At 36.3% G+C, this 2,441-nt stretch carries 4 protein-coding genes; all 4 read right to left on the bottom strand.

Going from position 1 to position 2,441, the window contains the following annotated elements:
• A partial coding sequence (locus tag WBA23_RS17565) for a carboxypeptidase-like regulatory domain-containing protein (protein WP_424583590.1) occupies positions 1–232 on the bottom strand: 232 nt, incomplete at its 3' end.
• 828 nt (positions 233–1,060) lie between these two features.
• Entirely contained in the window at positions 1,061–1,468 is a 408-nt protein-coding gene (locus WBA23_RS17560) for a response regulator (protein WP_424583589.1), read from the bottom strand.
• A 347-nt stretch (positions 1,469–1,815) separates the two neighbouring features.
• Positions 1,816–2,232 carry a hypothetical protein gene (locus WBA23_RS17555; RefSeq protein WP_424583588.1) on the bottom strand — a complete coding sequence of 139 codons (417 nt, stop codon included), beginning with the start codon at positions 2,230–2,232 and terminating at the stop codon, positions 1,816–1,818.
• Positions 2,233–2,238: 6 nt separating this feature from the next.
• Positions 2,239–2,441 (bottom strand): hypothetical protein (locus tag WBA23_RS17550; protein ID WP_424583587.1); only part of this gene is annotated, 203 nt, incomplete at its 5' end.

Below are 2,441 nucleotides of genomic sequence, written 5' to 3'. Positions count from 1 at the left end.
TTCGGTAGTTACCATCAATATCAGTAACGGTGCCTTGCGTAGTTCCCTTTACTAGCACGTTCACTCCGGGTAACGTACTTCCATCTTCCTGAGAAGTTACTGTACCGGCGATGGTCAGATCTTGAGCCCACAGTGGGGCGGATAACAAAAGAGTCAGAACAAATATTCCTATTCCCTTCACAAGGGAAAATGGCTGGCCTGACGAGGTGAGTTGTGTAGAGTTGTACCTCATAGTTTCACATTTTAGTTTAAATTAATACATCACATTTATAGTATTTTCATATAGTTTCATATGTCAAAACGGCTATTGCCCTTCTGGCAATAGTGTATATCTACTTACTAATTATATTCGCTGCTAATAGCTAAATGGTAACCATTAGACTTTTCAACAGAATAGCAAAAATATATCTTTGATTTTAAAAAGAAACCTAATCGCATACAATTATTCTAAATTTATTGGGTATTTACTGCAAATCTTTCCATTGTAGTGCAGAGTTGCTCTATTAAATTTTCAACAAAGTACTTGTATTTTTAGAGAGATCTCTCAATTTCTCTGTAGATACTGCTTAAATTTGGTTTAGTAGCTTATACTGATGCGTTTATTGTAAAAACACTTAAAGTAAAGATTTAAAAACATACATCTTATCACTATGCTATTAGTTATTATGTTATAAAAGACAGATTTCTTATAGTTCCGTCTAATGAGTTTTCCTTTGTGCTAAAATATAAATTTTCCAAAATAAGAAGTATTTAAGGCTGCCTTACACGTTAATGAAGATAACATATTATTGTAGTAAGGTCAAACGTACTTCCAGTAAAATAAGTAGCTATATTTTAACTACTCTGATAGCGGCAAGGGAAAGGAACATATTTACAACAGTGTAGGTATGACCAAATAATTGTTCTTTCAGTTGTTGTGTATACTGCTGCGCCTATAGATGGTTAACTTTACCTGTATCAGTATTACAGCATGAAGTTCTTCTACAGATATACTGACCATTTCTGTAGTCATAATTGCGGATTGATTTTAAAAATCAGCTCTAACTACTGTACTGTCGTACTATACTTTTATTGTATGAATGTCTGAAGCTGATTCTAACAGAGAGTAGAATCGCTCAATAGATAATGGCTTACTTATGAACTCACTCACACTATCATATTTTTTTGATCGGGATTGATCTAGGTATCGGATAGAATTAGATAATACAAATACTTTGGTATCAAGCTGCTGATAGGGCAATTTCCGCTCAAATTCTTCTAGAAACTCAAACCCGTGAAGCTCTGCCATATTCAAGGCCAAAAGTAAATAACGAGGGAACGCACCATCAATAAATACTTGTCTTTTTAACCAATGTAAAGCTGCTACTGGGCTACTGAAAACTTTAAAATGATGAGCATGAGAACTTTTAGCAGCAATTATCTGATAGATTTCCAGCGTATCTAAATCGTCATCAATCATTAATACCATAAGCAGAAAATATCAGGTAAGAATACATAATCTGTTCTTGTTCAATTAAAGTTCTACAAAACTTACCAAATTAACAAGTACAGCTTCCCTTTTTGGGACAAATACTGAGTTATCGCTTATGAGATATCCTATTCTTTCCGTATTGTCTTCAAGCATTAGCTGTATATAATCAAGTAAAATCACGTAGAATAGTCCTACCAAATCTACCCTTCAAATGAATATTCTCGCTGCAAGCATTCTAGGAAAAACCTCTTTGCCAACATTGATTAAAACAAAAAAACCCATCTTTTCAGACGGGTTTTTTGTATTCTATTGGGTAAAACAATTTAGTAAGTTTGCTTCTATATCTACTCCCAAACAATCATTCTTGTTACCGCTGAAGCCGAAGTATTAGGACGACCAACTTGCAAGCCGTTGTCTACACCAGTTATCGAGAACGTAGCTTCTCCAGCCGCCGCAGGTAGTATAAGGTCAACCGCAGTATCCAACTCACCATTAGCAATAGTGGCCGTACCACTTTGAGTAATGGCTCCCGTAATCTCATAATTTACATTAATATCGGTGTAGAGGTTCTCTCGAACCTCTATTTCTACCGATACAGTATCAGTTGGAGCTGCCTCTATGGCACTACCACTAGATAGTTGCACAAATTGCACTTGCGAATCAGAAAAATCTAACCGCTCATCTTCAAATTCTTCGCAGCTACTGAAGGTGACTACTGCCACCGCTACGAATAGTATATGATATAATTTTATTACGTTCATCAGTTACTAATTTTGTTGGTTGAACCACATTCTTTCGTCTAACGGTTTCTGCGTGGGAGCATTATCATTCGCTGATACTTCATCGGGAGGTAATGGAAACCGCATAAACAAACCAGTAGTTAGTGCTCCTTCCGGCACTTCCAGATTTGGTAATCCGGTTCTTCGCCAAGTGGTCCATCCCTCTAGCGGCCGAATAATCTGATCAATCA

The sequence above is a fragment of the Tunicatimonas sp. genome (assembly GCF_049647865.1).
GTDB lineage: Bacteria > Bacteroidota > Bacteroidia > Cytophagales > Cyclobacteriaceae > Tunicatimonas.
Note: the sequence above shows the minus strand (reverse complement) of the source record. Positions and strands in the feature narration are given on the sequence as shown.